The organism is Burkholderia sp. M6-3 (assembly GCF_050858985.1).
In the GTDB taxonomy this organism is placed as follows: Bacteria; Pseudomonadota; Gammaproteobacteria; order Burkholderiales; family Burkholderiaceae; genus Paraburkholderia; species Paraburkholderia caledonica.
Window position 1 is genome coordinate 2127023 of sequence record NZ_CP110090.1, and the last position, 26876, is coordinate 2153898.

Genomic DNA, 26876 nt, shown 5'->3' on the forward strand with positions numbered 1-26876 from the left:
ACGAAATGCTTTTTTCGGCGGTGCTTGCCAATGCACGTGCCTCAAGCTGCGCGTGTAAGGCTCTCGTTCGACAGGTCGGCGCGTTCGAGCGCATCGAGTTCGGCGCGGCCCGGCAGCCCTTCTGAATCGCCGATCACCTGAATCGCCAGCGCGCCGATGCGGTTGCCGCGCGCGACGGCCTGCGGCAACGTCCTGCCTTCGAGCAGCGCGCTGATCACGCCGACCGCGAAGCCATCGCCCGCGCCGACCGTATCGACAACCTTCGCGACCGGCTGGCCGGCAATCACGCCGGCATCATCGGCGGTGCGAAAGTACGCGCCCTCGGCGCCGAGCTTGACGATCACGCCGCGCGCGCCCCGCTCCAGATAAAACTTCGCGATGTCGTCGGGCTTCGTATAGCCGGTCAGAATCTCCCCCTCGCCGATGCCGGGCAGCACCCAGTCGGCTAGCGCGGCGAGCGCGTTCAGACCTTCCACCATCGCGGCGCGCGACGGCCACAGCGTCGGGCGCAAGTTCGGATCGAACGAAATGGTTTTGCCGGCTGCGCGCATTTCACGTGCCAGATGAAATGCAAGTTCGCGCGAGCTCGCCGAGATCGCGGGCGCGACGCCCGTCAGATGGAGATGACGCGCGGGCAACACATAGTCGGCCACGTAGTCGGCGACCGAAAGATGGCTCGCCGCCGAACCCCGACGGAAGTATTCGACTGCCGGGTCGCTGCCGTCATCGTTCTTCGACTTCAACTGGAAACCGGTCGGGTAGCGCTCGTCGGTGCTCACGCAACGCTGGTCTATGCCTTCTTTGGTCAGCGTGTCGCGCACATACTGGCCGAATGAATCGTTGCCCACGCGGCTCATCCAGCCCACCTTGAAGCCGAGCCGCGCGAGACCGATCGCGACATTCAGGTCGGCGCCCGCAATGCGTTTCGTGAAATGGCCGACGCTCGCGAGCGGGCCAGTCTCGGTCGCCACGAACATGGCCATTGCTTCGCCGTAGGTGATGATGTCCAGTGCTGCGCTTGTGTTGCTCATGTTCGCTCCTGCGTGTGCGTCGGGCTTGTCGCCGCTGCCGGTGTGTTTCCGCGCTCGTTGCTGCTTCTCTCAGGTTCTACTCGCCGCTCACGCGGCAGCCAGCCACGCGACGCGGCGCGCCGCGTCTTCGTCGATACAGGCGGCGTCGAATGGAAACTCGATTCCGCGCGGCACGTGGCGCGGCAGTCGGTGCAGCACGTCGGCAAAGCGGGCGTCGTCGACGGCAGGCGCCGCCGCAAACCGCCGTGCGCCCTCGCCTGCCGCGACCTTGCAGTGCACGTACTCGACGTAAGGCGCCAGCGCCACGGCTGCGTCCAGCGACGACACACCGCACCACGCCCAGTTGCCGACGTCGAAAGTCATGCCGAGGACATCTGCGCGGCCTTCACGCTCGAGTGCGTCGAACAGGCCGACGAATTGCGACAGCGAGCCGCCCTGCGCCAGTTGCCCGTTTTCGACGACGAGCCGCACGTCCGCGCCTTGCAACTGCGCGGCGATTGCATCGCCGTGCGCCTCGCTAGCAAAACCGCCGAGTTGCAGTTTCACGAGGCGCGCGCCGAGCGCGAGCGCTTCGTCCAGCGCGAGGCGCAACGCGGCGGCGTCGAGCCGGCCGCCTTCCGCGTAGAGCGAAGCCGGCGTCGAATACACGGACCACAAACCCAATTCCGCAATCTGCTTGCCCAGTTCCCGAAGGCGCAACAGCGAGGCGTCGGCCTCGTAACCGAACAGCTCCCGACGCACTTCGAAACCGGCCGCGCCGGCGCGCTTGCTCGCCTCCGCCCACTTGCGATGACCCGCCGTGCGCACTGCATCGGCGCCAAAGGCGCTCGCGACAATCGCTATTTCCACTGCATCTGTCATCTATGGCTACCGTTATTTGCGCTGCTTCTGCGTCTTGGAACCGGTTCCAAAAGCATTTTTCAAAAAAGCGCCGAAGCGCTTGCAATGCCCGAATATTGCGCCGAGGCGCGCGCCGCGCACCATAGTGGAAATCCCCAGGCGGCGGCGGTTGGAGCATGCCCACCGGTTCGATAACTCAAGCGCCATCTGCGAGACAAAGCGCAAGAAACTGCTGCACCACGCGCGACGGCGCGCTCGCGTGCGGCACGACAATAGACAGCCGTCGCGTCAACGGCTCGGGGCTGAGCGAAAACACGCGCAATGCGCCGTCTTCGTGCCGCATTGACATCGCCGAGACGAAGCCGATGCCCATACCGGCTCGCACTGCTTCCTTCACGCCTTCAACACCCGCTATTTCCAGCGCCACGCGCATCGGCACGCCTGCGCGGGCGAACGCGCGCTCGACAATCTGGCGCACGCCCGACCCCGCCTCGCGCACGATCAGCGGCTCCGCACCGAGCGCCGCGAGATCGACGCCAGCCCCCGACGCGGACGCTGCAAGCGGATGCGCGCGCGGCATGATCGCGACGATCTCGTCTTCGCGCCACGCGTGAACTGCGGTGTCCGGCGGCAGATCCGCGCCGACCGGACCTTCGATCAACGCGATATCCACCGATCCCAGCGCGCCGACGATGTCGGTCGTATTGCCGTCGGCCGTATGCAGCGCCACTTCCGGATATCGCCGGTGAAAATCAGCGATCAGATACGGCAGCAGGTAGCTCGCAGGCGTCGTAGTCGCGCCGATCCGCAGCGTGCCCTGCTCAAGACCTCGCAACGCGTCTCTATATGCATGAGCCTGCCGCCACGTGTCGCGCAGCCGCGCGGCATAGCTCGCCAGTTGCTCGCCGGCCGGGGTCAGGCGCACGCCGCGCCCTTCGCGCTGATAGAGCGGCTCGCCGAACTCATCCTGAAGCTGGCGCAGTTGCCCAGACACCGCGGGCTGCGACAGATGCAACGCCACCGCCGCCCGGCTGATATTCAGGTGCTCGGCGACTGCGGCAAACGTTATAAGCTGATCGGGGGTCATCGTATGAAAATATCGGATTCGCTGATACTTGTCATTCTAAATGACGATTTTTCATATCCATATATCTAAATTAGGATTAGAGCTATCCGATCCAGTCAGTCCCAGAGGCTGCAACCATGACCACCGCTCGACTCACCGCCGCTACCTCCGAACAGTCGTCAACCCGCGGGCAACTCAACGGCATCCTGTTCGTCGCGCTGTTCGCCGCAGCCGTCACGCGCATTGCCGAAATCCCGGCCGTGGCGGGGCTAGGCCTGAGCCCGCTGATCGTCGGCATCGTCGCGGGAGCAATCTACGGCAACGCGCTGCGCGACGGCATGCCGGCAAGCTGGGCCGCCGGCGTCAATTTTTCGGCGCGCAAGCTGCTTCGCATTGCGGTCGCTTTCTTCGGACTGCGAGTGAGTCTTCAGGAGATCGCCCAAGTCGGCCTGCCCGGTCTTGCGGAATCGGTACTGATCGTCGTCAGCACGCTGCTGATCGGCACGTGGGCCGGCATGAAAATCATGAAGCTGGACCGGGACACGGCGCTCCTTACGGCTGCCGGCAGTGCGATTTGCGGCGCGGCGGCCGTGCTCGCCTTCGAGTCCACGTTGCAATCCAAGCCGCACAAGAGCGCGATGGCCGTTGGCAGTGTGGTCCTGTTCGGAACGCTTTCCATGTTCCTTTACCCGGTTCTGTTCAAGGCAGGCTGGCTGCACCTCGACACGGTTGGCGCGGGCCTCTTCTTCGGCGGCACGATTCACGAAGTCGCGCAGGTGGTCGGCGCGGCGAGCAACGTGAGCCCGGAAGCCACGCATATCGCCACCATCGTCAAGATGACTCGCGTGATGCTGCTCGTGCCGGTGTTGCTTCTGGTGGGGCTGTGGGTGAACCGCGCGGCACGCCGCGACGCGTCAGTTGCAGGTGCGCAGCAAGGCGCTGCCGTTCATCAGGGCAAGCTTGCGATTCCCTGGTTCGCACTCGGCTTCCTCGCTTTCGTCGTGATCAACTCGCTGCATGTGTTGCCGCAAGCCGCCACTACGACGCTGAATACGCTGGATACCTTCGCGCTGACCATGGCCATGACGGCGCTCGGCATCGAAACGCGGCTCTCGCAGATTCGTCAAGCGGGCCCTCGCGCGCTGACCACCGGCTTGATTCTTTATGTATGGCTGATTGCGGGCGGACTCGGAATCACATGGACTGTCCAGCACTTCCTCGGCTAAGCCCCTCGTCTCAGAAGCCAACCCCGCCGCGCGCGGGGTTTTGTGCGTTATGCGCGAGCGCCCGGTGCGCTCGCGCGGCATACTGGCTGCCCGAGCGGCGCACGAGCCGTGCGCGCTGCGTTGAACGAGCGTTCATGCAACCGGAATGAGGACCAATCGATGAGCCTGGAACTTTACTACTGGGACGGCCTGCAAGGCCGTGGCGAATTTGTGCGGCTGGCGCTGGAAGAAGCCGGCGCCGACTATGTCGAAGTAGCGCGCGGCGACGCGTCCGAAGGTCTCGGCACCGGCGCGATGATGGCGGTGCTGAAGAGCAAGGACGAACCGTACCCGCCGTTCGCGCCGCCGTTCCTGAAAGACGGCGACCTGGTGATCTCGCAGACCGCGAACATCCTGTTCTATCTGGGTCCGCGCCTGAACCTCGCGCCCTCTGGGGAGAGCCTGCGTTACGTGGCAAACGGCTTGCAATTGACAATCGCCGACGTGGTCACCGAAGCGCACGACACGCATCATCCGCTCGCAAGCAACCTCTATTACGAAGATCAGAAAGACGCGGCGAAGGCGCGTGCGCACGACTTTATCGACAACCGGATTCCGAAGTTCATGAAGTACTTCGAGCGCGTGCTGAAGCAGAATCCCGCCGGCGATACATTCATGGTGGGCGACTCGCTGACCTACGTCGATCTGTCCATGTTCCAGCTGATCGACGGGCTGCTGTATGCGTTCCCGCGCGCGTTGAAGCGCTTCGGCGAGCACTACCCGCGGCTCGCCGCATTGCACGCGGCCGTGAAGGAGCGGCCGAACATCGCCGCGTACCTGCAATCGGAGCGCCGCCTCGCGCATAACGAAGCGTGCATCTTCAGGCACTATCCCGAACTCGACAAGGCGGCGGCATGACCCGCGCCGCGATTCCCCGCTCATGCCCGGCATCGCGCCCGCTTCGTCCAGCGGGCGCGCTGCTGTTGTCGTGTGCGCTTTTCTAACTTTTCATCACGCCCCGTACCGTCGACGTGCTCTCATTCCTGCTGAAGCTGCGCACCCGCGCTCATGACCTTTTCCGTCTCTCGGACGCCCATACGATGCTGGTCTGGTCCGTGGTCGTCGGCGTCGCGGGCGCCTTTGCGACGATCGCGTTCCGTCAGGGCATCGAGTTGCTGCAACTGCTGGTCGCCGGCAAGTCCGGCAGCTTCGTGGAAATGGCCCGCAGCCTGCCGTGGACGGTGCGGATCTGGCTGCCGGCGGCGGGCGGGCTCGTCGCCGGTTTCCTGTTGCTGATCGCGCAGCGTCACGCGGACAAGTGCAATCACATCGACTACATGGAGGCGGTGGCGATCGGCGACGGCGTGGTGCCCGTGAAGCTGAGCCTGTGGCGCAGCCTCTCGTCGCTGTTCACGATCTCGAGCGGCGGTTCGATCGGCCGCGAAGGTCCGATGGTCCAGCTGGCCGCGCTCGCCGCCTCGCTGATCGGACGCTGGGTCCACTTCGACCCGCCGCGGCTGCGTTTGCTGGTCGCGTGCGGCGCGGCGGCGGGCATCACATCGGCGTATAACGCGCCGATCGCGGGCGCGTTCTTCGTCACTGAAATCGTGCTCGGCTCGATCGCAATGGAAAGCTTCGGGCCGGTCGTGGTCGCCGCCGTCGTCGCCAATATCACGATGCGTGAGTTCGCTGGTTACAAACCGCCGTACGAAATGCCGGTGTTTCCGCCGGTGGCGGGCATCGAAGTGCTGCTGTTCGTCGCGCTCGGTCTGCTGTGCGGCGCGGCGGCGCCGCAGTTTTTGCGGCTGCTCGACGGCTCGAAGAGATTGTTCCGCAAGCTGCCGTTGCCGCTGCCCGGGCGGCTCGCGCTTGGCGGGCTCGTCGTCGGCATTCTGTCGGTCTGGACGCCGGAGGTCTGGGGCAATGGCTACAGCGTCGTCAACTCGGTGCTGCACTCGCCGTGGACGTGGACCGCGCTCGTCGTCGTCCTGGTGTTCAAGCTGGTGGCAACGGCGGCCACCGCGGGCTCCGGAGCCGTAGGCGGTGTGTTCACGCCGACGCTTTTCGTCGGCGCGGTGGTCGGCTCGCTATTCGGCCTCGCCATGCATGGGTTGTGGCCGCACGGCACCTCGGCGCCGTTCGCGTATGCAATGGTCGGCATGGGCGCCTTCCTCGCGGGTGCGACGCAGGCGCCGCTCATGGCGATTCTGATGATCTTCGAGATGACGCTCAGCTACCAGGTCGTGCTGCCGCTGATGCTGTCGTGCGTGGTTGCATATTTCGTGTCGCGCGCGATCGGCAAGACCTCGATGTATGAAATCACGCTGCGCCGCAATCAGGAAGAAATGGAGCGCACGCGCCTGCGCGCCACGCAGATGCGCGAGCTGATCCGTCCCGCGCAAACCGTCGTGCCGCCCAATGCGACCGTGCACGACATGACGCGGGTGTTCCTCGAATATCCGGTCAAGTATCTGTATGTGGCGAACGAATCGGGCGCGTTTCTCGGCGTGGTCGCACTGAAGGACATCACCTCCGACCTGCTCGACAAGCGCGACACCTCGACACGAACGGCCGCCGACTATCTTCAGCCGCATTTCGACGTGCTCACGCCCGACATGCCGCTCGGCGTCGCGTTGCAGCACTTCATGGCTTTCCAGGGCGAGCGGCTGCCGGTTGTCGAAAGCGCCGCGCATCCGCGCCTCGCGGGCGTGGTCTATAAGACGTCGCTGCTCGACGCGTATTTCCGCATGAATCCGACGCGCTGACGCCGGTCGGCGCGGGCGCGGCACGCGGGCCGCGCCATGCAAAGCACGACAAATTCTCTACAATGAGAAGACGCTGCGGTCACGCGCCGCAGTGCAGTTACGCGAAGACGGGCGCGCCGGGACGCCCGCCATTCGATCGGAGCGAAGATGAGCGAACCGTCCCTCGACGCTGTACGCCGCGACCAGGCGGGCTGGATTTTCCTGCACATCGAAGGCGAGCCGTACGATCGCGGCGAACAGCACGGCCAGTTGCTTTCCGCGGAAATTCACAACGCTATCCGAACCGCCCGCTACCTCGCGAAGTGGGACACAGGGGAAGATTTCGACACGTTCGTCGAAGCCGCCGTCTCCCAGTTCGCCAGCAAGCTCGACACCGAATTCGCCGATGAAATCCAGGGCATTGCCGACGGCGCAAAGCTGCCGTTCGCCGAAGTGCTCGCCTGGAACGGCTACATGGATCTACTCCAAAGCTGGTGGCCCGCGCACGCGGCCGAGCAGAAACCGAGCCTGGGGCTCAAACCGTGGCGCGGTCGGCGCGGCCATCATTGCAGCGCGTTCATCGCAACGGGCAATGCGACCCGCGACGGCCGCATCGTGATGGCGCACAATTCCTGGGACCGCTATGCCGCCGGCGACGCATTCAATGTCGTGTTCGACATCGTGCCGGACCGGGGCAACCGGATCCTGATGCAGGGCGTGCCAGGCTGCATTTCGAGCCTCACCGATTTCTGGGTGACGGAAGCCGGATTGATGGTGACCGAAACCACCATATCGAACTTCGTGGGCTACAACGCGGCAGGCGCGCCCGAGTTCTACCGCTCGCGGCGGGCGTCGCAGTACGCGAACAGCATCGGCGAATGGTGCGAGATGTTCTCGATTGCGAACAACGGCGGTTACGCGAACAGCTGGCTGCTGGGCGACACGAAGACCGGCGAAATCGCGCGCTACGAACTGGGGCTGCACTATTCCGGCTTTGAAAGCACGAAGAACGGTTTTTACAGCGGCTACAACACGGCGACCGATCTGAAGATCCGCAACCAGGAGTGCATCGGCGAAGGCGAAGACTATACGGACGTGCGCAAAAACGGCGCGCGACGTTTGCGCTTCATGCAGCTGGAGGAAATGCACCACGGCAAAATCGACGTGGAACTCGCCAAGGCGATGATCGCCGATCATCACGACGTCTATCTGGATCGCAGCGACAACCCGTGCTCGCGCACGATCTGCGGGCATCTCGAACTGGATGACGCGCGCTTCGGCGGCTCGGATCACGGACCTTTCAACCCTTGGGGCGCGAACGACGGCAAGGTGATCGACAGCGAGATGGCCCGAGAAATGGCGTTCGCCGCGCGCTGGGGTCATCCGTGCGGGCGGCCGTTCGACGCCCAGGCGTTCATGAAACGGCATCCGCAGTGGAACTGGCTGAACGGCTATATGCGGGACCGGCCGTCATGGCCGTGGACCCGGTTTGAGATTTTGCGCTAGCTGGGGCGTTCGTTGCGGCTCGGGTGGGCGCTTGGGGCGCATCCGCAATCGGGCTGCCATTCCCGCGCCATTATCGGCGATCTACAATGAGTGGTCGCGAAGCGCGGGTTGAAGGATTTGCGCGTCGGGCATGACGAAAGCGCGCGGCCTGCAGGCCCGGACCATGCGCGGCTTGCGCCATTCTTTGGTGCGTGGACGGCACAGCACTTGCTCAACCGTTACCGCCGCATGAGCTTAGGAGGTCGGGCATGAAAACCTCGACACTGTTGACCATGGTGATGCTGTCCGCTTCGTGCTTTGCCGCGCCGGTTCATACGGCGCCGGACGGCATGGCCGCGAACGCCCTTGCCGAAACCGCCAACGCCGCACCCGTCGCCCCGCCGGCGCCGGAGGTGGCGGTCATGGACGAGAATCGTCCACAGGAATGGCAACATATCGTGTTGCCGAAATCGCGACATCCCGAACGAGGCTTCGCGGCGCACAGCGAGCGGCTGCAGACCTGAGCGCGGCGTTGGAGCTATGGCGCTTTTCTGGCTGGTCGTAAGGAAGCGCGAGGAATCGTGGCGGGGCGCGGGCAAGCGGGACCGAGCGGCCCCGAGCGGTACCTAGCGGGAGGAAAAGCGCGCTAAGCTCGACTAGCGACACCGCCCCTCCTGCTCGACCGGCTCTGACGGCCTCCGAGCGTCTCGAAAAAGAGCTTGAGCGAACTCGAGACGACGCGAAAATTTCGGATTCTTGAGCGGCAAGCAGCGGCAGTTACCCGCCAATCCGGCGACAATACGCAACAACAGACGCCGAACGAACGCCAATCCCGCCCAACCGTACCAACAGGAGCTTGCATGACGACATCGTCCATCCCCGGGGAATCCATCGACTTGCAGATTTCCGACGTGCTCAGCGACGTCCACTTCCCGGCTAACAAGGACGCTCTGGTCGACGCCGCGCGCGAAGCCGGCGCGAGCAACGAGGTCCTGTCGATGCTCGACGGCCTGCCCGAGCAGGATTACGCCGACGTCGCGTCGGTCACGAAACTGATCGGCGGCAATTACGGACCAGGTCTGAGCGCGTGAGCGAACACGCAAAGGCGCCTCGACGCCTCGCCGCACCGCTGGAACGGCGCGGCGCGGACTGGATCTATCGCTCGCCGCAATCCGGCGGCACGGGCGGCCCGCCCGGCGGCTCGGGGCGCGGCGACAGACATGGCGCAGGCGGCATCGAAAGAATCGAGGCGTTTTTCCACGGTGCCGGCTATGCGATGCACCGCCACGATACCTACGCGATCGGCCGCACGCTGGCTGGCGTGCAAAGCTTCCGCTATCGCGGCAGCCTGCGCCACAGTTTGCCCGGCGGCACCATGGTGCTGCATCCGGATGAACCGCACGACGGCCAAGCCGGCACCGGCGAAGGTTTCCGTTACCGCATGGTTTATGTCGACCCGGCTCTCTTCCAGCAGGCGCTCGGCGGCAAGCCCCTGCCCTTCGTGCATGGCGGCCTGTCGAACGACCCGCGTCTTTTCGCGGCCACGGAAAACCTGTTGCGCAGCATGGACCGCGCGATGGATCCGTTGGAACAGGACGACGGGCTCTACGAACTGGCGACGGCGCTTGACGCCGCAGCGGGCACCCGGCCCGTGCGCCGCCCGGTGGATTACGCCGCTGCCCGCCGTGCCCGCGAGTATCTGCTGGCGTCGCTCGAACACACGGTGACGCTCGACGAACTCGCGGCGGCCGCAGGACGCGACCGATGGAGCCTGTCGCACGATTTCCGCGCGCTGTTCGGCACTAGCCCGCACCGTTACCTCACGATGCGGCGTCTCGACCTCGTGCGTCAACTCGCGCTGGCCGGCATGCCGCTCGCCGACGCCTCCGCCGCGAGCGGCTTTTCCGACCAGAGTCACATGACGCGGCACTTCAAGCGTGCATGGGGCGTGGCGCCCGCACAGTGGCTCAATATGGTCGGGGCGACATCGCCAGCCACGCGCTAGGCGCGAGAATGCCGCGCGTCGCGCGCGGCGCTCGCCCACAAACGTTCAAGACTCGCCGGCACTTCGCGCAGTACGCTCGTTCCAGAGACGTCAATCATCTTGGAGAAGGAGCACAGCATGTCGGATACTCAGCCAACCCAGAAAACCTACCGCGCGATCAATTTCGCTGACAAGCTCGCGCTTTTCAGCGATCAATGGCAAGCGCGGGTCGTCGCGGAGATGAACGACTACCAGTTCAAGGTCGTGCGCATCGAGGGCGATTTCGTGTGGCACCAGCATGCGGACACGGACGAAACTTTCATCGTGCTGGACGGCCAGTTGCGCATCGACATGCGCGACGGCTTTGTGATGCTGTCGGCGGGCGAAATGTTCGTCGTGCCGAAAGGCACCGAGCACAAGCCGTTCGCCGAACGCGAGGTCAAGCTGCTGCTGATCGAGCCGCGCGGCGTCAAAAACACCGGCGACGAAACCAACGAACGCACGGCGGCCAACGACCTGTGGATCTGAGCGCGACTAGCCGCTATGCAGGCAACGGCGCCGACAGCGGCGCGTTTGCAGGCGGGCGCGGCCACGGCTGACAGACCGCGCCGGCAGTTGGGCGCGCCGGCTTCGCGCGTCGCGAATCGCGCGCGGGCGCCGTCGCGTCCGACTGGAAATGCTCGACGAGGTGATCGACGAAAGTGCGCACCTTCGCGGGCAAGTGCAGGCGGCTTGGATAAGCGATCGTGATCTCGATTTCCGGCAGACGGTAGTCGCCGAGCAGTTCGACGAGCCGTCCAAACGCGAGGTCGCGCGCGATCAGATAGCTCGGCAGAATAGCCACGCCCATGCCGAGCAGCGCGAATTGCCGAAGCATTTCGCTATTGTTCGCGGCAATCGCGGTCGCGGGCCTCACGCGGACGAGCCCTTCCGGCCCGCTGAACACACGCTCCTCGCCGCCCTGCTCGGGCGGCCGGCTCAGGCACGGATGACCCAGCAGATCTTCCGGCCGCGTCGGCGTGCCGTGCTGGGTCAGGTAGGCAGGCGTCGCACAGACCGTCAGCTGACAGGTAGTCAGCCGACGCGTGACGATACTCGCGCTGCGCGCCGGGCGCCCGGCCAGAATACCCACGTCGAAGCCTTCTTCGACCAGATCGGCATGACGGTCGGCGAGCGTCACGTCGGGCACCACCTCGGGATAGCGCGCGGTGTACGACTGGACCGCCGGCGCGAGGCTCTGCAACCCAAAGACGACCGGCGCCACGATGCGCAGCGTGCCGACCGGCTCGTGATGACGCGCCACCACCATCTGCTCGACGCCGTCGAGCTCGTCAAGAATGTGGCGCACGCGCTCCAGATAAGTCGTGCCCGATTCGGTCAGCGAAAGACGACGAGTGGTGCGATTCAGCAGGCGGGTGCCGAGACGCGCCTCCAGATCCGCCACATGGCGGGTGACGACAGCGGTGGAAAGATCCAGCGCGCCCGCCGCGCGGACGAAACTGCCGAGGTCCGCCACCTTGACGAACACGCGCATCGACTGCAATTGATTCATGGGACGACTCCTGCCTCGAGATGCCGGGCCGGCGCAGCGCTGCCGCCTGTATCACCCCGCGCGGCAAGGCTCGCGCGGATTTGCCCAACGAATCGATTGTATCGACCGGACCTGTCCCAACCCTGACCCGTACATGACAATCACGTCAGCTTTACCGATGCGCACGCACCACTGTTTCAAGCATTATTGCGGTTTTTGGCTAGGTATAAACCCTTAGCCGCTGGTAAGATGGCGACCGGATGAAATTCACCGCTACACCGTTCGCCAACTGCCATGCCACATCGTTTCCAACTCTTCGAAAAAATTGCGTTTTCTTTGGTCTGCTGGTCCGCCGCGGCCTGCTCGGCTTTCATCGCTTATGAGCGCTGCCCGGATATCCAGGTCGTCCTCCATGCGGGCGAGGAAGTTTTGCGTACCAGCGGGGAGTATTCGTTCGTCTGCGCGAGCCCGGTTGCAGATAGCTGCACGCAACTCGCGACTAACTGATTGAGCCATCGTCGCGCGAGAGGCGGCCGAACCGGTCGCCCCTCGGCGTTATGCGCTGCGGCCGAACACCACGCGCGAAAAGAATCCTGCCAGCACCGCTTCTGCCATTTCACTCGGCACATTCTGCGGATCGACGGTATAGAAGAACTGCACACCGTCGCACAAGCCCATCAGGCCCATGGCCAGCATCTCCGGCGGCAATAGCAGCGGCGTGCCGACCCGCGCCGAAAATTCGCGGACGTAGGCGGCCAGTTGTTCGAGCTTCTCGTGCAGGAACGCGTTGAAACGCAGCCTGAAGCGTCCGTCTCGCGCCGCCAGAAGCTTCGCCTCCACCCACAGCAAAAAGCATTTGTTCTCGCGATGCAGGTTGCTGTAGTAGCGCATGACGCGCTCTTCCATCACTTCCCGCGTGGCCGCGTTTTCGAAAATGGCCCGCAAACCCGCCTGCATGGTTTCGTGGTCGCGCCGCAGTAGCTCGAGAAACAACTCGTTCTTGCTGCGGAAATTCGAATAAAACGCGCCGCGCGTATAGCCTGCCGCCCCGGCAATGTCTTCGACACTCGCCGCGACAAAGCCCTTCTTCATAAAAATTGCTTGCGCAGCGTCGAGCAGACGCTGACGTGTCTGGTCTTTGCTTTGCTCGCGTGTCAATCGTTGCCGTTTCATGGGCAAGAGTCTAGCACCTAAAAGAATTCCAATTCGCCTCCACATTCAAATACAGGTGTGTATTAGAATGCGGTTCATCATTGGAAGTCAGACACGTATGCCAGTTGCATCAACCGGCATGCGCTCTTCGCTGGCGAGCCGCTGCGGCTTGCCGTGTTTGTTCGCTGTCTCCTGTTGGGGTAATTGTGAAGCGTCCCGCTTTTCCCGCATCGTCGGCGATGCGCGAGCAGTCCCATCGTCTCGCGCGGCCAGGGTCTCTGCCCCGCGCCGTGTTCGCGCTCGCTCTTGCAGGCGTCGTCGCGTTGAACGCATGTTCGAACAAAGAAGCAGGCGCGCCCGAGCCGCGTCCGGTGGTAGCCGTTGCGGTTCATGCGGACGGCAATACGGCGCCCGTCACGTCGCTGCCCGGTGAAGTGCAGGCGCGCTATTCGACGCCGCTGTCGTTCCGGGTTGGCGGCAAGATCGTCGAGAGGCGCGTGCGTCTTGGCGACGTGGTCAGGAACGGCCAGATCGTCGCGCGGCTCGACCCGGCGGATGCGCAGAAGAACGCAGCGAGCGCGCAGGCCCAACTCGCCGCCGCAGAGCACAGCTACAAATACGCGAAGCAGCAACTGGACCGCGATCAGGCGCAGGCAAAAGAAAATCTGATCGCACCCGCGCAGCTCGAGCAGACCACGAATGCGTATGCATCGGCTGCCGCGCAGCGCGATCAGGCGGCGCAGCAGGCAGCCTTATCGAAAGACCAGTTGCAATACACCACCCTCGTCGCGGATCACGCTGGCGTGATCACCGCGGAGCAGGCCGACACGGGCCAGAATGTGTCGGCGGGCCAGGCGGTCTACAACCTCGCGTGGAGCGGCGAAGTCGACGTAGTCTGCGACGTGCCGGAAAGCGCGCTGGCCGGGCTTGCGGTCGGACAAACGGCAAACGTCGCGCTCGGCGCGCTGCCGGGGCGCAAGTTCACGGCGCGCGTGCGCGAGCTCTCGCCCGCCGCCGATCCGCAAAGCCGCACCTACCGCGCGAAACTCACACTCGACAATCCGGGCCCCGACGTACGCCTCGGCATGACCGCGGACATCGCGTTGGCGGCGCCTGCTCCGTCGTCGGCGAGCGGCGCGCAAGACCAGCACGGTTTTATCGTGTTGCCGGCCACCGCGCTCTTCCATGACGGCACGCAGCCGGCCGTGTGGGTCGTGCGTGCCTCGGACAGCATGCTCGAACTGCGCCGCGTCACCGTCGCCCGCTATAACGAACGCACGATCGTCGTCAGCCAGGGCCTCAAAGACGGCGAACATGTCGTGCTGCAAGGCGTGCACACGGTGAGCGCCGGCGAGAAAGTCCGCGCAATCGCACCGCTGCATCCCGAGGACTTCGCTTCATGAGCACGACGCATGAAGAGGGACGCTTCAATCTGTCCGCGTGGGCGCTGCGTCATCAGGCGCTGGTCGTCTTCCTGATCGCGCTTGCTACTGCATTCGGCATACTCGCCTACACGCGGCTTGCGCAATCTGAAGATCCACCGTTCACGTTCCGCGTCATGGTGATCCGCACGTTCTGGCCCGGCGCGACCGCGCGGCAGGTGCAGGAACAGGTCACGGACCGCATCGGCCGCAAGTTGCAGGAAACGCCCGCAATCGACTTCGTGCGCAGTTACTCGCGCCCCGGCGAGTCGCTGATGTTCTTCACGATGAAAGACTCGGCGCCAGTGAAGGACGTGCCTGAAACCTGGTATCAGGTGCGCAAGAAAGTCGGCGATATCGCGGCGACGTTGCCGCAAGGCATCCAGGGGCCGTTCTTCAACGACGAGTTCGGCGACGTCTACACCAACATCTACACGCTCGAAGGCGACGGCTTTTCTCCCGCGCAACTGCACGATTACGCGGACCAGTTGCGCACTGTTCTGCTGCGCGTGCCCGGCGTCGCCAAAGTCGATTATTTCGGCGATCCGGATCAGCACATCTACATCGAAATAACGAATACGCAGTTGACGCGTCTCGGCATTTCGCCCCAGCAACTCGGCCAGGCGATCAACTCGCAGAACGCGGTGTCGCAAGCGGGCACGCTCACCACGACCGACGACCGCGTGTTCGTGCGCCCGAGCGGCCAGTTCAAGGACGTGGCCGCGCTCGCCGACACGCTGATTCGCATCAACGGCCGTTCGTTCCGTCTCGGCGACATCGCGACGATCAAGCGCGGCTACGACGATCCGGTCGTCACGCAGATGCGCGCGGGCGGCAAGGCGGTGCTCGGCATCGGCGTGACGATGCAGCCGGGCGGCGACGTGATTCGTCTCGGCAAGGCGCTCGACGCGGAAATGGTCCGCCTCCGCAAAGCCTTGCCCGTGGGCTTGCAACTGACCGAAGTGTCGAGCATGCCGCACGCGGTCGCCCATTCCGTCGACGACTTTCTCGAAGCCGTGGCAGAAGCCGTCGCCATCGTGCTCGTGGTGAGTCTCGTGTCGCTCGGCGTGCGCACCGGCATGGTGGTGGTGATCTCGATTCCGGTCGTGCTCGCCGTCACCGCGCTGTGCATGTACCTGTTCGACATCGGGCTGCACAAGGTGTCGCTCGGCACGCTCGTGCTCGCGCTCGGCTTGCTCGTCGACGACGCGATCATCGCTGTGGAAATGATGGCGGTGAAACTGGAACAAGGCTGGACCCGCACGCGTGCCGCTGCCTTTGCCTACACCAGTACCGCGTTTCCGATGCTGACGGGCACGCTCGTCACCGTGTCCGGCTTCCTGCCGATTGCATTGGCCAAGTCGAGCACAGGCGAGTACACGCGCTCGATTTTCGAAGTCTCCGCCATCGCGCTGATTGCGTCGTGGCTCGCAGCGGTCGTGTTGATTCCGCTGCTCGGCTATCACCTGCTGCCCGAGCGCAAGCGTGCGGCGCATGAAGCCGACGACCACGAGCACGACATTTACGACACGCGTTTCTACTCACGTCTGCGTGGCTGGATCGGCTGGTGTATCGAACGGCGTTTTGTCGTGCTTGCCATCACCGTCGTGTTGTTCGTGCTCGCGATGGCGGGTTTCACGCTCGTGCCGCAACAGTTCTTCCCGAGCTCCGATCGGCCCGAATTGCTGGTGGACGTGCGGCTGCCTGAGGGCGCCTCGTTCAATGCCACGTTGCGCGAGGCGCAGCGGCTCGAAAAAGTGCTGGTGGGCCGGCCCGAAATCGATCACACGGTCGATTTCGTCGGCACCGGTGCGCCGCGTTTTTACCTACCGCTCGACCAGCAGTTGACCCAGCCCAATTTCGCGCAGTTCGTGATTACGGCGAAATCCGTGAAGGACCGCGAGAAACTCGCCCAATGGCTCGAACCCGAATTGCGCAACAACTTCCCTGCCATTCGCACGCGCCTGTCGCGCCTCGAAAACGGGCCGCCCGTCGGTTATCCGGTGCAGTTCCGCGTGAGCGGCGACGACATCGCGACGGTCCGCTCGATCGCGGAACGCGTTGCCGCGACGCTGCGCAGCGACCACGGCACGCGCAACGTGCAGTTCGATTGGGACGAGCCCGCCGAACGCTCGGTACGCTTTGAAGTCGATCAGAAGAAGGCGCGGGAACTCGGCGTGAGCTCCGACGACATCTCGAGCTTCCTCGCGATGACGCTGTCCGGCTACACCGTCACCCAATACCGCGAGCGCGACAAGCTGATCAGCGTCGATCTCCGTGCGCCGAAGGCGGAGCGCGTGGATCCGGCGAAGCTGCTTACGCTCGCCATGCCGACGCCGAACGGCGCGGTGCCGCTGGGTACGCTCGGGCATTTGCGCAACGATCTGGAGTACGGCGTGATCTGGGAACGCGACCGGCAGCCCACTATCACCGTGCAGTCTGATGTCGCGCCGGGCGCGCAAGGCATCGACGTCACGCATGCTGTCGACAAGGCGCTGGGTCCGATCCGGGCGAGCTTGCCCGTTGGTTACCGCATCCAGATAGGCGGTTCGGTCGAGGAAAGCGGCAAGGGCCAGACGTCGATCAATGCGCAGATGCCGATCATGATCATCGCCGTGCTGACGCTGCTGATGATCCAGTTGCAGAGCTTCGCGCGTGTGCTGATGGTAGTGCTCACCGCGCCGCTCGGCCTGATCGGCGTCGTCTTCACGCTGCTGCTGTTCGGCCAGCCGTTCGGCTTCGTCGCAATGCTCGGCGTGATCGCGATGTTCGGCATCATCATGCGTAACTCGGTCATTCTGGTCGACCAGATCGAGCAGGACATTGCTTCGGGGCACAAACGTTTCGACGCGATCGTCGGCGCCACGGTGCGGCGTTTCCGCCCGATCACGCTGACCGCAGCAGCCGCCGTCCTCGCGCTGATTCCGCTCTTGCGCTCCAACTTCTTTGGTCCGATGGCGACCGCGCTGATGGGCGGCATCACGAGCGCGACCGTCCTCACCTTGTTCTATCTGCCGGCTCTTTACGCCATGTCGTTCAGAGTACGCAACGACGAGCGCGAGCCGCAAACGCCGTCCGCGTCCGGCGCGGCGCATACGGGGAATTGAGCATGATCCACTTCGCACGTTCCTGCGTCGTTCGATGCTTCGGCGGTTTGAAGGCGGCACATCTGCCGTCGAGCGTTGCGCTCGCGGGCTCCGCGTTTGTGTTGGCGGCCTGTTCGTTCGGACCTAACGGCGAGCCGCCGGCGATGCCGCAGCCGGTCCACTACGGCAGCGAAGCGCAACCGGCGCAGACGGTCCTGGCGCAAGGCGTCGCGCAGCAGTTCGTGGTCGGCGCGAAGCCGGTACCCGAATGGTGGAAGCTGTATCGATCGGACGCGCTGAATGCGCTCGTCGACGAAGGGCTGCGCAACAGCCCGACCCTCGCGGCGACCGAGCAGAGTCTCGCGGCAGCGCGCGAACAGCTGCGCGGCCAGATTGGCAGTTCGATGCTGCCCACCATCGACGCAGGCGGCCAGGCGACGCGCAATCGCGCGCTCGCGATTCCGGAGATTGGGCCCAACACATTCCTGTACAACATCTTCGTAGGCCAATTGCAGGCGCATTACACGATCGACCTGTTCGGCGCTTCGCGCCTCGCCGACGCCGCACTGGCCGCACGCGTGGATGTCCAGGCGTATCAGTTGGACGCTGCCCGTCGCGCGCTCGCCGCGAACATCGTGAGCGCCGCGATTACGAGCGCCGCGTTGCGCGCGCAGATCGACACCACCGAAAGGCTCGTGACGCTTGCCGACGATCAGGCACGCGACACACAACGACGCTATGCGCTCGGAGCCGTGTCGCATGCCGATCAGTTGAGCGCACAACAGAGTGCGGCGAGCTTGTCCGCTAGCCTGCCGGGGTTGCGGCAGCAATGGCAAACCACCCGTCATGCGTTGGCCGTGCTGCTCGGTCGTACCCCGGACGCCGCGCCAGCCGATCTGGAACTCGCGGGCTTGCATCTGCCCGAGCAGGTGCCCGTAGTGGTGCCGAGCGAACTGTTACAGGCTCGGCCCGACATTCAGGCTGCCGACGCCGCGCTAAAAGCTGCGGCCGCCGATGTGGGCGTAGCGACCGCGCAGATGTACCCGAGCCTGTCGCTAAGCGCATCGATGGGACAAGGCGGCTTCAGCTGGCCCGTCGCGCTCTCCGGCGCGGGCGCCATCTGGAGCATCGGCGCCTCTTTATCGCAGCCGTTATTTCACGGCGGCGCGCTGGTGGCGCAGCGCCGCGCGGCCATGAACACCTATGAGGCCACGGTGTCGCAATACAAGCAGACGGTGCTTGCCGCGTTCCAGAATGTCGCCGACACGCTGGCCGCGCTCGAACACGACGCGCAGGCGCTGAACGCCGCGAATACAGCGACGCGTTCCGCTCAGGGAATTTTCGATGAAACCTCCGGCCGCTATCGGCTCGGCGCCGTACCTGTATCGTCCACGCGCACGAGCGAGCAGCAATTTCGCAACGCGCAGCTCGACGAAATTCGCTATACGAGCGCGCGTCTGACGGACACGGCGGCGCTGTTTCAGGCGATGGGCAATCCGCCCGTCGAGGCGGCGGGTTCGGGAGCAAGTCCAGGCGCAAGTACGCAGGCAACATCAAGGGCAACTGCGCACGCGTCCGGGGCCGAACCAGGTAATCCGAATTGACGTCCCGCACTTATCCCCAGTTGATGTTGAATAGGCTGTTGAAAACCTTCTGACAAGCAGGCTAACTCATTGAGCTGGCTGGTGTTATGGGTGGCGGCGTGGAATGAAGCATGGGTCGATAGGATGGGAAGCGTCCGTCGGATCAGACGTCGGTAGCCCATATGGTCATAGCCCCTATCCGTCCCGGAACAAATCTATCCACAGACTTTGTTCACAGCTTTGTGGATAACCATAGGACACAACAGCCAAGTGCTTGAACGCACAAGCGTTTGCCCTCGTGACGCGTTTGCCGCCACTACCCGCGCAACAACAGCACGTACATACGCGCGCCGCTGCGTCAATAAACGCCCGCCTCCCCTTCCGGACGATTCTTGAAGCGCTTGTGCACCCAATAATATTGGTCAGGAATCCGTCGCACCTGCGTCTCGAGAAACTCGGTGATCCGTCGTGCGTCCACCGTGACGTCGTTCGACGGAAAACCGGCTAGCGGCTCGAAGATGCTCAGCTTGTAGCCGCGATAGCCCGGCAGCACCTCCGTCACGAACGGCACGACCCGGGCGTTCGCCGCGCGCGCCATCCGCGAGACCGATGTGAGGGTGCAGGCCTGGACGCCAAAAAACGGCACGAACACCGAATCGCGCAAGCCGAAGTCCATGTCCGCCGCGAGCATCACCGGCGTGCCGTCGCGCAAGGCACGCAACGCGCGCCGCACACTGTCGCTGCGTGGAATCATCTCAGTGCCGAAACGTCCGCGCTGGCGCCTCGCCATCGCGTCGAGCAACAGGTTCGACATCGGCGTGTAAAGCGACGCCACCGGATGCCGCGTCGAATACATCATGCAGCCGGCCTCGATGCCGACAAAGTGGAAGCCGACGAAGATCGTCGGTTGAGACCGAACCTCCGCGAGATCGATTGCGCTTTCCACTTCGACGAGACGGGCCAGCGCCTGCGCATTGCCGAACCATTGCGGCCCACGCTCGACATAACTGCGGATCACATGGCAGAAATGCGCGCGCGCAAGACGTTCGCGCGCCGCGTCGCTCATGTCGGGAAAACACAATTTCAGGTTGGTATGCACCACCCGCCGGCGCGTGCTCGGAATCCGGTACAGCAGAGCGCCGACGCCGTTGCCGAACCGCGCGACGAGCCCATACGGCAATATTGCGAAGGCGCGCAGCAGCCCCGTCATCAGACAGATGAGAATTCGACTTTTCAATGCGGAACCCGGTGGATGCTGGAAGGCAAACACGTCGGCGGCTGCGGCTCTTGTGCCGCCAGCGCTCAACGTGGCATGTGCGCGCATCCGGCCGGGTCCGGGCGCGCTTGAGGGATGGTGACGCCTTGCTCGCCGCAAGACGCAGCCATGCTCGAGATGGAAACAGCTAACGAATCCAGCCTGCTAATGGACCCCGATCGAGCATCGCAGGCGTGATTAAAACACAGCGTGCGTCTCGCAAACAGAATCGGCAGGCTAGCTACCGGCCGAGCGCAGCCGGAAACCGTGAAGCCCGCACGGTGTCAGTGCCGCGGGCACCACTTTGCGCGCGCGGCCGATCGGCCAGCACGCGCATTTTTCATCACGGCTTATTCGACTCGAATAGATCCATGATTTGCTTTTTCTCATTGGACGACACGCTCGGCGGCGGCACTGCCGGCGGCGTCAAGCCCGCGGGTCCCACACCTCCAATCGCGTCGTTCACACCCGCCGTCGGATTCGCCGAATCGAGGCCGATGCTGGCGACGAAACCGTTGCCCGGCGTCATGTCCGAGTAGAACAGTTCGCCGTCGACGGATGTCACCCCTTCGGGCTGCGGCGGCTCGCTCTGCGGCACGCCGCGCAACGCGCGCTGCATGTACTCGACCCAGATCGGCAGCGCGAGTTGCGCGCCGAATTCGCGGCTGCCGAGCGTCTTCGGCTGGTCGTAACCCATCCATGCGACCGCGACGAGCGATTGCTGATAGCCGGCGAACCAGCCGTCCTTCGCGTCGTTGGTCGTTCCGGTCTTGCCCTGCAGGTCCGACCGATGCAGCACGTTGGTGCCGGCGCCAGTGCCCGCGGTCGCGACCGAATGCAGCAGGCTGTTCATGATGTACGCATTACGCGGCTCAAGCGTGCGCGGCGCGTCGCGACCCGCGGTAAGCGGCTGCGCTTTGGACAGCGGCTCGCCGCGTGCGTCCGTTACTTCGTTGATCAGATACGGGTTGATGCGATAACCGCCGTTCGCGAAGACCGAATACGCACCCGCCGACTGCAACGGCGTCACGAGCCCCGCGCCGAGCGCCATCGGCAGGTAGGGTGGAGTCTTGTCGGCGTCGAAACCGAAGCGTTGCGTAACGAAGTCTTGCGCGTACTTCGTGCCGATATACGACAGAATCCGGATCGATACCAGGTTCTTCGACTTCTGCAACGCGAGGCGCATCGGCATCGGCCCATCGGGCTGGTCATCGTCTTTCGGCTCCCACGCGTCGCCGCCCGGCGTGCTCGATGGGAAGTACAGCGGCGCGTCGTTGATGATCGTGGCCGGTCCGAGTCCCTTGTCGAGCGCCGCCGAATAAATGAAGGGCTTGAAGCTCGAACCCGGCTGACGCCAGGCTTGCGTGATGTGATTGAACTTGTTCTTGTTGAAGTCGAACCCGCCGACGAGCGCGCGAATCGCACCGTCCTGCGGCGTGAGCGACACGAGTGCGCCCTCCACCTGCGGGAGCTGCGTGATCTGCCAGTTGCCTTTGGCGTCGCTCATCACGCGCACAATCGATCCGGGCCTGATCTTCGTTGCCGCCGCGCCGCGTGCGCTCAACGCACTGGCGGCAAAGCGCAAGCCATCACCGCCGATAGTCACCTGCGTGCCGTCGACCAGTTGCGCCTTCACCTGCTTCGGGCTCGCGTCCGTGACGACAGCGGCGATGATCTCGCCGTTATCGGGATGATCGTTGAGCGCGTCGTCGATAGTCTGATCGCGGTCGTCGCCAGGCGCGGGCAATTGCACGAAGCCTTCCGGCCCGCGATAACCGTGGCGCCGCTCGTAATCCATCACGCCCTTGCGCACCGCGCGATACGCGGCGTCCTGGTCGGCGGAATCGATGGTGGTCGTGACATTCAGGCCGCGTGTATACGTTTCGTCCTTGTACTGCGCGTACATCATCTGGCGAACCATTTCGGCAATGTACTCGGCGTGCACGCTGTATTCGTTGCCGGGGTTCCGCGTGTGAATCTCTTCTTTCACCGCCTGGGCGTACTGCTCCTGTGTGATGTAGCGCAACTCCAGCATGCGCCTGAGAATGTATTCCTGACGGATTTTTGCGCGCTTCGGATTCACGACCGGGTTATACGCGGACGGCGCTTTCGGCAGACCGGCGAGCATCGCGGCCTGGGCAAGCGTGATGTCTTTCAGATCCTTGCCGAAGTACACGCGCGCTGCCGCAGCAAACCCGTAAGCGCGCTCGCCCAGATAGATCTGGTTCATGTACAGCTCGAGAATCTGGTCTTTCGTCAACGCGCGCTCGATCTTGTAGGCGAGCAGCATTTCGTAGATCTTGCGCGTATAGGTTTTTTCACTCGACAGAAAGAAGTTGCGCGCGACCTGCATCGTGATCGTGCTCGCGCCCTGCGACGCGCCGCCGTGCGCGAGGTCGGCAAAACCGGCGCGCAGGATCCCGAGGAAGTCGACACCGCCGTGTTCGTAGAAGCGATAGTCTTCAATTGCGAGCACCGCTTTCTTCATCTGGTCGGGAATGTCCTGGAAGCGCACGAGACTGCGCCGTTCCTCGCCGAATTCGCCGATCAGCACATGGTCCGCCGTATAGACGCGCAGCGGCACTTTCGGACGATAGTCGGTGAGCGCGTCGAGCGAAGGCAGTTGCGGCCCCATCACGACAAGTGCGTAGCCGACGATCAGCGCGCCCACCACGGCGACGATCGCAACGAGGCTCGCAAACCAGATCGCAACTGTCGCGCCGATCGAGCGGCCGCCCTCTTCGGCGTCGCGCGAAGCGGCGTTGCGTCCCTGCGTGCGGTGGTAGGAGTCCCGGTCTTGACCGGCCGGAGATTGCGAGGAATGCGGTCGTTTGATGATTGGCATGACTGGAATAGTGGGCGCGTAACTCCACGCCTTGTTCTCGCGCGCCAGGCGCGCATGAATCGTGCGCGGCGTAGTCTGGGCGCAGACCGCCGTGCGACTCTGTGCCCCGGCGAGTCGCCACGGCGCACCCGGGACATTGTCCGGCGCAACGTAACAGCGCATTTTAAAGAAATCAAGCGGCGCTCAACGGAGTTTTTTTGTAAGAATTCCCTTCGCTTCTACGCCCGGCGGCAGACCGTGGGTAGATTCGGCAGGCTCACGAGGCGCTTGCGCACATTCGCGAAGTTATCCCCAGTTTTTGTTGAAAGGCCTGTGGACAAGACCACAAAAAGCGCGACAACTCGTTGATGTCACGGCATTTTCATGAAGCGCCCGTTTGCGATCGGCGCAACTCGTCATATGATGGACTCCGCGCATACCGATGTGCGCCGATGCGCGCCGTCAGGCGCCATGCCAACAAGTATGCGAGCCGATCATGACAAAGCCCAGCGAACGCATCGTCGTATTCGTCACACCCGCGCAGAAACGCGCGATCGCCGCCACTGCGGACGAACTCCGCATCAGCGTCAGCGAGCTCATGCGGCGCGCAGTGCTGAGTTTCAGCGCGACCAGCGAGCAGGTGAAAGCAGCGAGTATCGTCGATCGGCTCAATGTGCCCCGCGCGCCTGACGCGCTCGACGCGGCGCTGCAGCGCGTCGCGCACGACGCGAAAGTTGCGCGCGACGCGCTGCCGGCCGCGTTGCAGACGCGCGTGAGCCTGCGGGCCGGTTCGGATGGCAATGGTGCAAGTGTCGCGGGCAATTCGACGGCGTCCGCCGCTGCAACTCCGGTTGAAAATGTGCCACCCGGGCCTGCACCTGCCCCGCTGCTGCCTGCTGATGTGCTGGCGGCGCTTACCGCCGAAGTCGACGAAGACGCCGTGGCAACGGCCGAGGCTGTCGCGAGAATGGCGGCGGCACGCGCTGCCGCGATCGAGGAACTGCTGCCCGCCGCCGTGACGGTGCAGACTCACGTGAAAAGCGTGCTGAAGCGCCCTCGTCTCGACCCCATGCGCGATGAAGACGATCCGCACAGCGATCTTGGCCCCGAAGGCGGTCGCTTCGCGTAACCCTCGCGATAGCGGGCAGCACTGGAATGCGCAACGTCGATGCAAGCGGCTTGCACCGGCATGCACCAGCTTGTAAGCGGTCGACTGCGCATTGTCACTCGCTTCCTCCTTGGCGACGCTTGCGCCGTTCACGTTGGCGACACTCGCCGCAAGCACACTGAGCAGCTCGCTCATCGCTCCCTTTAAGCCCATTTTAAGAGAGCCCGTGGTGTAATATCCGCGAGCTACAGAGGGACGGGTCGGCGCGCTCATCGCCGAAAACCTTTCGCTTTGTCATGCGATAAGTGCGCAGGTGAAACCGACAATTTGCTGTTGCGCTATTGCAATCGGCGAGCAAGCCCCGACCTCCGGTCCGAACGCTGCGCAGCTTCTCGCGCGGCGGCGTAAAGTAGTAGTGACAAGCAGTTGAGTGCGCAGGATATTCAGCGCCGACATCATTCTCTGGAGGTTTTCATGTCGCTTTTTGACAGCATTTCGCGCACGCTAAAAGGTCTCCTCAACGACGCTGCGGACTCGGTGCAAGACCCGTCGCGCGATTCGCGCCAGATCGTGCGCGAACTCGACGAGAGCATCGGCCGCGCCGAGAACTCGCTGATCGAGATCCAGGCGCAAGTGGCCACACAGCAAAGCAAGCGCGATGTTGCGGCCGACAAGGCGAAGAAGTACGAAGACGGCGCAAAGCGCGCGCTGCAATCCGGCGACGAAGCGCTGGCTCGCGAAGCGCTCGGCGCGCAAGCCACGGCCGAGGCAGAACGCGATGCGCTGACGAAGGAACTCTCTACGCTGGAGCCGTCGGTCGCGCAACTCAAGAGCCAGATCGAGGACATGCGCAGCCGTCGCAACGATCTGAATGCGCGTTCGAACATCCTGCAAGCCAAGCAACAGATCGCCGAAGCGAAAGACGTCGCTGCAACGGCGTTGGGCGGCATCGGCGGGAAAAACCTGTCCGAGGATTTTCAGAAGCTCGAAGACAAGGTCGCGCTGTCGAATGCCCGTTCGGACGCACGTCTGAACTCCGCCGATGTCAAAAGCGGTAAGGCGCTCGACGACAAGCTGGCAGACCTGAACCGCGGCCCGTCGGTGGAAGACCGTCTGGAAGCACTGAAAAAGCAGATCAACTCGCCGGCTCAGTAATTGCGTCGCAGCGGGCGGTAAGGCGGCCTCCGGTAAGCCGGCCCCCGGTTAGCCGGCCTCCGGTAAGCCGGCCTCCGGTTGGCCGACCCCCGGTAAGCCGGCCTCCGGTTGGCCGGCCCCCGCAATCGACTGAAGGAGACGGGCGCGTGGCGCCCGGTCTGCAAATGAAAAAAGTTATTGCAAGTGCGTTCGTCTCGCTGATGCTCGTATCCACGGCAGCGTTTGCCGTGCCCACGGTTCAGCAGATCGAATCGGCAATGTCGCAAGGCAACTGGCAGCAGGCCGATGCCGGCCTGTCCGAAGTGCTGAAGGCGCATCCGAACAACGCACACGCGCATTACCTGTACAGCCAGGTGCTCGACCGTGAAGGTCGTTATGGCGACGCGCTCGCGCAAGTCCAGCAGGCCAAGACGCTCGATCCGCAGATCCGCTTCACCGATCCGACGCGCTTCGCGCAAGTCGAGGCACGCATTCGCCGCGACGCCGAACGCACTGCGAGCACGAGCGGCAACGGTGGTGAAAGCGGGATTGGCGCGTTGACGAACCGCACGACCAATCCGTTCGGCCAGCAGAACACGCCGGTCGTGCAGCAAGCGCCTGAGCGCCATGGTCCTGGCATCGGCATGTGGGTCGGCATTCTGATTCTCGTTGGCGTGATCGCGCTGGTGCTGCGTTGGACCTTGCGCCGTGCACGCTCGCAGGACGATACGCGCGCGGACGACGACCGTCGCGTGCAACTCAAGCGTGCGACCGAGTTGCTCAACTCAGTGCGCTCGCTCAAGCTCGACGTGAAGCTTTCCACCGCGCCGGGGCACGAAGCATTGGAGAAAGAAGTCGAAGCAACGGAGGACCAGTTGCGAACGCTCGTTGAAGCGCTATCGAACAGCAAGAATCCAGTGCCGCCGTATCAGCTCGACGAGTTGGAGCAGCGCATCGGCAGCTTGCGTGCCCGAGCCGATGGCCGGCCCGATCCGAATGCGAGCGCCGCGGCTGACAGCGCGCAATCGCCGTATGCACGCGAAGCCGAGCGCTTTGGCAATCCGCAGCAAGGGCCGTATCCGTCGCAGCCGCCTTATCAACAGCAAGGTCCCTATCAACAGCAGCAACCGCCGGTTATCGTGCAGCAAGGCGGCGGTTTCGGCGGCGGCATGGGCGGGCTGCTCACCGGCGTTCTGCTTGGAGAAGCGCTGAACTCCGGACGTGAACGCGTGGTTGAGCGTGACGTCATCGTCGACGATGAAACGCGCCGGCGCGGCAACGACGTCGACAACGGCGGCGGCCTCGACTTCGGCCAGGGCTCGAACGACTGGAACGATAACAGCGGCGGCGGCATCGACATGGGCAGCAGCGACGATTCCGGCGGCTGGAGCGACAACACCTAGCCCTCGCCCGCCGCGCCGCTCAAA

At 64.0% G+C, this 26876-nt stretch carries 22 protein-coding genes; 15 read left to right on the top strand and 7 right to left on the bottom strand.

Features of this window, described 5'->3' with window-relative positions; genetic code table 11:
- Positions 1–41: 41 nt before the first annotated feature.
- The 3 genes from OH764_RS09190 to OH764_RS09200 all read right to left on the bottom strand — a co-directional run bounded on the left by OH764_RS09190 (position 42) and on the right by OH764_RS09200 (position 2958).
- Positions 42–1031, bottom strand: a complete 990-nt coding sequence (locus OH764_RS09190; protein ID WP_498846556.1) for a sugar kinase — start codon at positions 1029–1031, stop codon at positions 42–44.
- Positions 1032–1118: 87 nt separating this feature from the next.
- Positions 1119–1892, bottom strand: coding sequence for an IolE/MocC family protein (locus tag OH764_RS09195; protein ID WP_498846557.1), 774 nt, complete (start codon positions 1890–1892; stop codon positions 1119–1121).
- Between the two features lie 175 nt (positions 1893–2067).
- On the bottom strand, positions 2068–2958 hold the full coding sequence (locus OH764_RS09200) for a LysR family transcriptional regulator (RefSeq protein WP_408410625.1): 891 nt from the start codon (positions 2956–2958) through the stop codon (positions 2068–2070).
- Positions 2959–3074: 116 nt separating this feature from the next.
- Here OH764_RS09200 and OH764_RS09205 point away from each other — a divergent pair, with 116 nt between their 5' ends.
- The 8 genes from OH764_RS09205 to OH764_RS09240 all read left to right on the top strand — a co-directional run bounded on the left by OH764_RS09205 (position 3075) and on the right by OH764_RS09240 (position 10883).
- Positions 3075–4163 carry a YeiH family protein gene (locus OH764_RS09205; RefSeq protein ID WP_498846558.1) on the top strand — a complete coding sequence of 363 codons (1089 nt, stop codon included), beginning with the start codon at positions 3075–3077 and terminating at the stop codon, positions 4161–4163.
- 159 nt (positions 4164–4322) lie between these two features.
- Positions 4323–5060, top strand: coding sequence for a glutathione S-transferase (locus OH764_RS09210; protein ID WP_498846559.1), 738 nt, complete (start codon positions 4323–4325; stop codon positions 5058–5060).
- A gap of 113 nt (positions 5061–5173) precedes the next feature.
- A complete protein-coding gene (locus OH764_RS09215) occupies positions 5174–6907 on the top strand; it encodes a ClcB-like voltage-gated chloride channel protein (protein WP_498846560.1) in 1734 nt (577 codons plus the stop codon).
- Positions 6908–7054: 147 nt separating this feature from the next.
- On the top strand, positions 7055–8392 hold the full coding sequence (locus OH764_RS09220) for a C45 family peptidase (protein ID WP_498846561.1): 1338 nt from the start codon (positions 7055–7057) through the stop codon (positions 8390–8392).
- A gap of 248 nt (positions 8393–8640) precedes the next feature.
- Positions 8641–8895 carry a hypothetical protein gene (locus OH764_RS09225; protein ID WP_498846562.1) on the top strand — a complete coding sequence of 85 codons (255 nt, stop codon included), beginning with the start codon at positions 8641–8643 and terminating at the stop codon, positions 8893–8895.
- A 336-nt stretch (positions 8896–9231) separates the two neighbouring features.
- Entirely contained in the window at positions 9232–9462 is a 231-nt protein-coding gene (locus OH764_RS09230) for a DUF2795 domain-containing protein (protein ID WP_087752555.1), read from the top strand.
- The gene (locus tag OH764_RS09235; protein WP_498846563.1) at positions 9459–10376 is read left to right on the top strand and encodes an AraC family transcriptional regulator; all 918 of its coding nucleotides are present in this window, start codon (positions 9459–9461) and stop codon (positions 10374–10376) included. The genes OH764_RS09230 and OH764_RS09235 overlap by 4 nt, the downstream gene beginning before the upstream one ends.
- Positions 10377–10493: 117 nt before the next feature.
- Positions 10494–10883, top strand: a complete 390-nt coding sequence (locus OH764_RS09240) for a cupin domain-containing protein (RefSeq protein ID WP_498846564.1) — start codon at positions 10494–10496, stop codon at positions 10881–10883.
- A 13-nt stretch (positions 10884–10896) separates the two neighbouring features.
- Here OH764_RS09240 and OH764_RS09245 read toward each other — a convergent pair whose 3' ends face one another.
- The gene (locus OH764_RS09245; RefSeq protein WP_498846565.1) at positions 10897–11907 is read right to left on the bottom strand and encodes a LysR family transcriptional regulator; all 1011 of its coding nucleotides are present in this window, start codon (positions 11905–11907) and stop codon (positions 10897–10899) included.
- A gap of 273 nt (positions 11908–12180) precedes the next feature.
- Here OH764_RS09245 and OH764_RS09250 point away from each other — a divergent pair, with 273 nt between their 5' ends.
- A complete protein-coding gene (locus OH764_RS09250; RefSeq protein WP_020070213.1) occupies positions 12181–12393 on the top strand; it encodes a hypothetical protein in 213 nt (70 codons plus the stop codon).
- Between the two features lie 48 nt (positions 12394–12441).
- On the opposite strand, the gene OH764_RS09255 is transcribed toward OH764_RS09250, so the two are convergent.
- Entirely contained in the window at positions 12442–13059 is a 618-nt protein-coding gene (locus OH764_RS09255) for a TetR/AcrR family transcriptional regulator (RefSeq protein ID WP_020070212.1), read from the bottom strand.
- A gap of 218 nt (positions 13060–13277) precedes the next feature.
- Between OH764_RS09255 and OH764_RS09260 the strand changes: the two genes are divergently transcribed.
- From OH764_RS09260 to OH764_RS09270, 3 genes are read left to right on the top strand one after another with little or no spacing between them, the layout of a single operon-like run.
- On the top strand, positions 13278–14441 hold the full coding sequence (locus OH764_RS09260) for an efflux RND transporter periplasmic adaptor subunit (protein ID WP_498848795.1): 1164 nt from the start codon (positions 13278–13280) through the stop codon (positions 14439–14441).
- Positions 14438–17566 (top strand): efflux RND transporter permease subunit, encoded by a 3129-nt coding sequence (locus tag OH764_RS09265; protein ID WP_498846566.1) that lies wholly within the window; start codon positions 14438–14440, stop codon positions 17564–17566. Before OH764_RS09260 ends, OH764_RS09265 begins: the two co-directional genes overlap by 4 nt.
- Positions 17567–17568: 2 nt before the next feature.
- Positions 17569–19149 (top strand): outer membrane factor lipoprotein domain-containing protein, encoded by a 1581-nt coding sequence (locus tag OH764_RS09270; protein WP_498846567.1) that lies wholly within the window; start codon positions 17569–17571, stop codon positions 19147–19149.
- A 337-nt stretch (positions 19150–19486) separates the two neighbouring features.
- Here OH764_RS09270 and OH764_RS09275 read toward each other — a convergent pair whose 3' ends face one another.
- A complete protein-coding gene (locus OH764_RS09275; protein WP_241077914.1) occupies positions 19487–20338 on the bottom strand; it encodes a lipid A biosynthesis lauroyl acyltransferase in 852 nt (283 codons plus the stop codon).
- A gap of 388 nt (positions 20339–20726) precedes the next feature.
- Positions 20727–23228 carry a penicillin-binding protein 1A gene (locus tag OH764_RS09280; protein WP_498846568.1) on the bottom strand — a complete coding sequence of 834 codons (2502 nt, stop codon included), beginning with the start codon at positions 23226–23228 and terminating at the stop codon, positions 20727–20729.
- Positions 23229–23703: 475 nt separating this feature from the next.
- Between OH764_RS09280 and OH764_RS09285 the strand changes: the two genes are divergently transcribed.
- From OH764_RS09285 to OH764_RS09295, 3 genes are all read left to right on the top strand, one after another.
- On the top strand, positions 23704–24336 hold the full coding sequence (locus OH764_RS09285) for a hypothetical protein (RefSeq protein WP_498846569.1): 633 nt from the start codon (positions 23704–23706) through the stop codon (positions 24334–24336).
- Positions 24337–24789: 453 nt separating this feature from the next.
- Positions 24790–25470 carry a PspA/IM30 family protein gene (locus OH764_RS09290; protein WP_020070205.1) on the top strand — a complete coding sequence of 227 codons (681 nt, stop codon included), beginning with the start codon at positions 24790–24792 and terminating at the stop codon, positions 25468–25470.
- 164 nt (positions 25471–25634) lie between these two features.
- Positions 25635–26852, top strand: coding sequence for a tetratricopeptide repeat protein (locus tag OH764_RS09295; protein ID WP_498846570.1), 1218 nt, complete (start codon positions 25635–25637; stop codon positions 26850–26852).
- Positions 26853–26876: the final 24 nt, after the last annotated feature.

Excerpts from the sequence above, each read along its gene's own strand:
- OH764_RS09255 (WP_020070212.1), bottom strand. The coding sequence starts at position 13,059 with ATGAAACGGCAACGATTGACACGCGAGCAAAGCAAAGACCAGACACGT.
- OH764_RS09270 (WP_498846567.1), top strand. The coding sequence starts at position 17,569 with ATGATCCACTTCGCACGTTCCTGCGTCGTTCGATGCTTCGGCGGTTTG.
- OH764_RS09250 (WP_020070213.1), top strand. The coding sequence starts at position 12,181 with ATGCCACATCGTTTCCAACTCTTCGAAAAAATTGCGTTTTCTTTGGTC.
- OH764_RS09275 (WP_241077914.1), bottom strand. The coding sequence starts at position 20,338 with ATGACGGGGCTGCTGCGCGCCTTCGCAATATTGCCGTATGGGCTCGTC.
- OH764_RS09245 (WP_498846565.1), bottom strand. The coding sequence starts at position 11,907 with ATGAATCAATTGCAGTCGATGCGCGTGTTCGTCAAGGTGGCGGACCTC.
- OH764_RS09265 (WP_498846566.1), top strand. The coding sequence starts at position 14,438 with ATGAGCACGACGCATGAAGAGGGACGCTTCAATCTGTCCGCGTGGGCG.
- OH764_RS09225 (WP_498846562.1), top strand. The coding sequence starts at position 8,641 with ATGAAAACCTCGACACTGTTGACCATGGTGATGCTGTCCGCTTCGTGC.
- OH764_RS09290 (WP_020070205.1), top strand. The coding sequence starts at position 24,790 with ATGTCGCTTTTTGACAGCATTTCGCGCACGCTAAAAGGTCTCCTCAAC.
- OH764_RS09230 (WP_087752555.1), top strand. The coding sequence starts at position 9,232 with ATGACGACATCGTCCATCCCCGGGGAATCCATCGACTTGCAGATTTCC.
- OH764_RS09195 (WP_498846557.1), bottom strand. The coding sequence starts at position 1,892 with ATGACAGATGCAGTGGAAATAGCGATTGTCGCGAGCGCCTTTGGCGCC.
- OH764_RS09260 (WP_498848795.1), top strand. The coding sequence starts at position 13,278 with ATGCGCGAGCAGTCCCATCGTCTCGCGCGGCCAGGGTCTCTGCCCCGC.
- OH764_RS09205 (WP_498846558.1), top strand. The coding sequence starts at position 3,075 with ATGACCACCGCTCGACTCACCGCCGCTACCTCCGAACAGTCGTCAACC.
- OH764_RS09240 (WP_498846564.1), top strand. The coding sequence starts at position 10,494 with ATGTCGGATACTCAGCCAACCCAGAAAACCTACCGCGCGATCAATTTC.
- OH764_RS09200 (WP_408410625.1), bottom strand. The coding sequence starts at position 2,958 with ATGACCCCCGATCAGCTTATAACGTTTGCCGCAGTCGCCGAGCACCTG.
- OH764_RS09210 (WP_498846559.1), top strand. The coding sequence starts at position 4,323 with ATGAGCCTGGAACTTTACTACTGGGACGGCCTGCAAGGCCGTGGCGAA.
- OH764_RS09285 (WP_498846569.1), top strand. The coding sequence starts at position 23,704 with ATGACAAAGCCCAGCGAACGCATCGTCGTATTCGTCACACCCGCGCAG.
- OH764_RS09280 (WP_498846568.1), bottom strand. The coding sequence starts at position 23,228 with ATGCCAATCATCAAACGACCGCATTCCTCGCAATCTCCGGCCGGTCAA.
- OH764_RS09190 (WP_498846556.1), bottom strand. The coding sequence starts at position 1,031 with ATGAGCAACACAAGCGCAGCACTGGACATCATCACCTACGGCGAAGCA.
- OH764_RS09220 (WP_498846561.1), top strand. The coding sequence starts at position 7,055 with ATGAGCGAACCGTCCCTCGACGCTGTACGCCGCGACCAGGCGGGCTGG.
- OH764_RS09295 (WP_498846570.1), top strand. The coding sequence starts at position 25,635 with ATGAAAAAAGTTATTGCAAGTGCGTTCGTCTCGCTGATGCTCGTATCC.